Source organism: Pseudoalteromonas sp. SG41-5 (assembly GCF_014164495.1).
GTDB lineage: Bacteria > Pseudomonadota > Gammaproteobacteria > Enterobacterales > Alteromonadaceae > Pseudoalteromonas > Pseudoalteromonas rhizosphaerae.
Window position 1 is genome coordinate 1 of sequence record NZ_JACJFH010000165.1, and the last position, 4808, is coordinate 4808.

A 4808-nucleotide genomic window follows, 5' to 3' on the forward strand; every position below is an offset into this window, starting at 1 on the left:
TACTTTGCAAGAATGGCAGTCCCTTTTAAGAAGTAACAACGATGAGAGTAAGTGCCTGTGAAACGCCCAACGGGTTGGTTTAAAAGCGATTTATACTGCGTTATTGATTTTAACAATAGAACCACTATTACTTGCAATCAATGCCTTGCCTAAATCGCTTTTTAATTCCAACTGAAACTCGCATCTTGAGGTGGTTTGGGTATAAATTAACCGAGTTTATTTCAAAGTTAACCAAAGGCTCTAAGATCTCCGAGGAGCCTTTTTTCATTTTTATAGCACCGCTAATTGATTAACTCAGCAATACTGAGTTTCCCCGCTAACATTAAACTTTGCTTTATGGCTGCACGTATTTCAGCTGGCTTGTTTTGACTAAGTTTAAAATTGCCCTGCCAATGAATGGTAATAAATTCAATAAAACTTAATTGTTGATACATTGCCTTGCGCTGCTGTACGGGTACCTCATTAATTTGCCATTTATCTGTAGCGTGCTCAGTAAAGTGTTGCTCAAAGTGATCGGTTAGTCGTTGCATGATCTGTTCTTTGTGCTGTTGGTCTTTAACAATACGCACTTTAGCTGTCACATAAACACTCGAATAAAGCCAACTAGGTAGGGTTTTATTGTGTGCGTAAGCGGGCGATAAATAGCAATCATCGCCACTAAATAATAGCTTCACTGATTGACCATCAAATGATGACAGGGGGTTATATTTGGCCACATGGCCGATAAAAACTTCGCGAGCTGGGTCATATAATAATGGCACGCGGCATATATCATTGAGTTGGTTTTGTGTATTAGGCATTAAAATGGTCGCCAGTGGATAGTTATTTACTAACTGTTGTAATTGCTTACTATCATGTTGTTGAAAATGGGCCGCTGGGTACATTATAGTTTTCCTTCTAACTGAGATTTTATTGTCGGCCATTGCTCGTCTATAATACTGAACTGAGCGGTGTTTCGGTATGAGCCATCGGCAAGTAACCTGTCTTTATAACTAATGCCTTCAAAGCGGGCGCCAAGGCGTGCTATAGCATTACGCGATTTTTGGTTTTGTTCATGGGTATTAAAAGCAATACGCACTAAGCCTAATTCTTCGAACGCATATTGCAGTAGCAAGTATTTAGCGTGGGTATTTACAAAACTACGTTGCCACTTTTTAGCAATAAATGTGTGGCCAATCTCAGCGCTGCGATTTTGTTTATCTAACCTAAATAAACGTGTGGTACCAAGCACCTGCTTACTTGCTTTATCAACTATGGCGTAGACTATTTGTTGTTCGGCATTAAACTGCGCTGTATTGATAAACCAATCATCGAGAATTGCACGGGTTTGGGTATAATTCATTAAAACCCAACGCCATATTTGTGGATCTTGGCCTGCTTGATATAGCCCCTCAAGGTGGTTTTGTGTCAGTGGCTCTAAAGCCAGCTTATTGGTTTGATGAATGTGTTTTGTAAACATGATAAGCCCCATATTTTGCTATTTATGAATAACAAAGGTACGCTACTTTGGTCAGTAATAAACAACCAGTTTTAGCTTTTTAACTAGACCAGTTTAGAGTGTTTTTGGAGTCGTAATGCAGCCGTTAGTTATTGAATTTGATGAGTCAGAGCCTGCCAAATATTTGCAACTAGCCAGCGCGATACGCAGTGCCATAATGCAAGGCAAGCTTGCGCCAGGGGTAAAACTCAGCTCGGCGCGTGTCATGGCAAACACTTATCAGCTCAATCGCCATACAGTGATGAATGCATTGCAATTATTAGTAGCGGAAGGCTGGCTTGAATCTCAGCAGCGCTCAGGTTATCGGATCACCAAGTCATTGCCCATTCAAAGTAGTGTTAGTACCTCAAGTACTCCAATACTGAAAGCAAAACCTTATCAATTTGCTAAAACATTGGCTGTGCCTGCTGCTGGAATGGATTTAACTGCGTATAGATATAACTTTGCTGGTGGCTTGCCTGATCTTGCCAGTTTCCCACAAAAAGAATTTAAACGCTCCGTCAGCCATGTGTGTAATCACTTAGATATCAATCAACTGCATTATGGGCAGGTCAGTGGTAACGAGCAATTAAAAGCTCATATTTGTGATTACTTATACAAAGCGCGTAATTTAAACGTAAGCGATGTATTGATCTGCAATGGCTCGCAAGAAGCACTGTTTTTAATCGCAAAAGCGTTTATAAAAAAAGATGATTTTGTCGCAGTAGAAACGTTAGGTTATCCGCCAGCAAGGCAAGCATTTGCAGCTTGTGGCGCGCAATTGGTTGATATAAAACAAGACGATGAAGGCTTATGTGTTGATGATTTAAAAGCCCAGCTGGAATGTTATCCAATTAAAATGCTGTACTTAACGCCGCTGCACCAATATCCAACTACCGTGACCTTATCGCCAACGCGGCGCTTGCAAATTTATCAACTGTGTTATGCCCATAACGTTATGATCATCGAAGATGACTACGACCATGAATTTCATTATCGCTGTCAGCCATTACAACCCATGGCCGCCGATGACCCTGCGGGCATTGTTATTTATCTATCGACGTTTTCAAAGATTATGTTTTCAGCCGCACGTATCGGTTATATCTGCGCAGCGCCTGAAGTATTAGCGCAATTAACTGCGTGGAAGCAGCTGATTAACCATAAGAACGATGTGATCATGCAATTAGCTGTGGCGCACTGGATGAAAGAAGGTGGCTTTGAACGCCATTTAAAGCGTATGACCAAACTGTATAAACAGCGCTATGAAGCGGTGGATGATTATCTTACGCAGTTGCAAACATCAGGCTACCCAATCGAATATAAAAAGCCCGACGGCGGCATGGCGATGTGGGTCAACTTTAATAAAGACACTCAGTACTTAAAAGCGCAGTTAGCAAAGCAAGGTATATATTTACAAACCCAAGCCGAGTTTTACTTTACTAACTCAGTACGTAGCTTAAAACCCATAAACTATAGCTATGCTCGGCTTGGTTTTGCAGGACAATCGAGCGAGAAGATGCAGCAAGGGTTAAAGTTTATAACTATGCAACTATTTTCGAGTAAATAATGTTTTACTGCAAACCTTCAACATCAAAATAGAGCGGCTTTAAGGTGCCACAGTTGGCAAATTTATAGGTTAATTCGCTAGCATTTGGGACGCGTTTTGATGTGCGAAATTTTTGTAAACAGGCATTGGTTAAATCTGCATAAATAAGGTGATTAAAACTCGGTGCTTGGGTTATTTTATGGATATAGATTCGCTCATTATTTTTGAGGGTGATCATGTCGTATTCTTGCCACTGCGATGATTCGTTCAAATCAGTTAATTTCCGCGCATAAAGTAATTTACTCATTACAATAGGTCTATGTTGATAAACCAAACTGCCATCGCGCTGGTAGTGTCCGGCATACACATCTGCCGTAATTGTTAGTTCTTCGCCACGCATTAGGCGTTGAATATTAAATGGTTGTGGTTTAATAGTAATAAGCTCTGCATCACGTACCAGGCTTAAAAAAGCGACATCTGGGTTTTCAATTTGATAAACAACTTGCACATCGTGAGGTAATTTATAAGTCGGTAGGCTAACTGCAAAAATACGCGAGCCTTGATTAACGAGCACCATAGCATGCTCCGCATTGTAAGCTGGGTTAATCGGCGGAAGCTCTTCTTTTACAGCTTCTTCTTCGGCGTTGGCAATACTCGACATAAATGCAAGTAACAAAATAAACAACAGTCGCATAACGATCTCAATAAAGGTATGAATTTAAAGTGTAGTCAAAAATACTGTTTTAGCAGTTTTATACTCTGCTTTTAAAACAGCGCAGCTTGCTCTATAACAATTGCGTGGCGTTTTGCAAGGCGCAAGTGATCTCTGTCATAACCTCCGCCAATCACGCTTGCCACTGGCGTATTGTGCTCAATACAGCGCTTAAACACTAAGTGATCACGTTTTTCAATGCCTTGCCAGCTAACATCAAGCTTACCTAAGCCATCTTGTTGCCAAATATCAACTCCGGCATCATACAGCACTAAATCAGGGTTAAGTTCTCTGAGTAAAAAGCGCAAGGTATCATCAACAACCCCTAAATATTCATCATCTTGCATATTATTAGCTAAACCAATGTCGAGATCGCTGGCTGATTTGCGAAATGGAAAATTTTTTTCACAATGAATTGAGCAGGTATATGCATAAGGTTGGTGTTGTAACATCGCCGCAGTACCATCGCCTTGATGTACGTCTAAGTCAAAAATTAATACATTAGTCAATTCGCCTGACTGAATAAGCGTTTGTGCGGTAAAGGCTAAGTCGTTGACCATACAATAGCCAGAGCCAAAATCGCTGTGAGCGTGGTGTGTACCGCCGGCTAAATGGCATGCAATGCCGTGCTCAAGAGCTAAGCGCGCAGTTTGCAACGTGCCTTGAGGTGCGGTAAAAGTTCGTGCCATTAATTGTTCTGACCAAGGTAGCCCAATACGACGCATCGCTTTATCATCTAAGCGGTTATGCCATAAATCTTGAATGTAATTATCACAATGTACCAATTCAAGCGCCTCAGGGCTGCCAAGTTGAGGTGTGATTAGGTTGCTATTCGCCAAACCAAGTGCTTTTACTTGTTGGTATAAATGGGCAAATTTACTCATTACAAAACGATGGTTAGGGTCAAAGTTAAACGAATAGTTAGGGTGATAAACCAGCGGTAAGTGTTGATTAAGAGCCATAGTCAGATTGCGTTGCGAATTTTCTCTAGGGTAACCTACAGGGCAATTTCAATCCAGTTACTTGCTTTACGCACTGTGGATCAAACTCTCAAGTTCACGGTGCAGTAGTGT

At 41.0% G+C, this 4808-nt stretch carries 5 protein-coding genes; 1 reads left to right on the top strand and 4 read right to left on the bottom strand.

Annotation, left to right across the window (positions count from 1 at the left end):
• Window positions 1-281: 281 nt before the first annotated feature.
• A complete protein-coding gene (locus tag H5232_RS22160) occupies window positions 282-884 on the bottom strand; it encodes an FMN-binding negative transcriptional regulator (RefSeq protein ID WP_182719155.1) in 603 nt (200 codons plus the stop codon).
• Window positions 884-1459, bottom strand: coding sequence for a GNAT family N-acetyltransferase (locus H5232_RS22165; RefSeq protein WP_182740365.1), 576 nt, complete (start codon window positions 1457-1459; stop codon window positions 884-886). Before H5232_RS22165 ends, H5232_RS22160 begins: the two co-directional genes overlap by 1 nt.
• A gap of 115 nt (window positions 1460-1574) precedes the next feature.
• Between H5232_RS22165 and H5232_RS22170 the strand changes: the two genes are divergently transcribed.
• Window positions 1575-3044 (top strand): PLP-dependent aminotransferase family protein, encoded by a 1470-nt coding sequence (locus H5232_RS22170; protein ID WP_182831529.1) that lies wholly within the window; start codon window positions 1575-1577, stop codon window positions 3042-3044.
• A 4-nt stretch (window positions 3045-3048) separates the two neighbouring features.
• On the opposite strand, the gene H5232_RS22175 is transcribed toward H5232_RS22170, so the two are convergent.
• Window positions 3049-3717 carry a hypothetical protein gene (locus H5232_RS22175; protein WP_182719157.1) on the bottom strand — a complete coding sequence of 223 codons (669 nt, stop codon included), beginning with the start codon at window positions 3715-3717 and terminating at the stop codon, window positions 3049-3051.
• A 71-nt stretch (window positions 3718-3788) separates the two neighbouring features.
• On the bottom strand, window positions 3789-4697 hold the full coding sequence (locus tag H5232_RS22180) for a histone deacetylase (RefSeq protein ID WP_182761745.1): 909 nt from the start codon (window positions 4695-4697) through the stop codon (window positions 3789-3791).
• Between the last annotated feature and the right edge of the window lie 111 nt (window positions 4698-4808).

What these genes read in the sequence shown, in the direction of transcription:
- H5232_RS22165 (WP_182740365.1), bottom strand. Translation starts at nt 1,459, where the DNA reads ATGTTTACAAAACACATTCATCAAACCAATAAGCTGGCTTTAGAGCCA.
- H5232_RS22170 (WP_182831529.1), top strand. Translation starts at nt 1,575, where the DNA reads ATGCAGCCGTTAGTTATTGAATTTGATGAGTCAGAGCCTGCCAAATAT.
- H5232_RS22180 (WP_182761745.1), bottom strand. Translation starts at nt 4,697, where the DNA reads ATGGCTCTTAATCAACACTTACCGCTGGTTTATCACCCTAACTATTCG.
- H5232_RS22175 (WP_182719157.1), bottom strand. Translation starts at nt 3,717, where the DNA reads ATGCGACTGTTGTTTATTTTGTTACTTGCATTTATGTCGAGTATTGCC.
- H5232_RS22160 (WP_182719155.1), bottom strand. Translation starts at nt 884, where the DNA reads ATGTACCCAGCGGCCCATTTTCAACAACATGATAGTAAGCAATTACAA.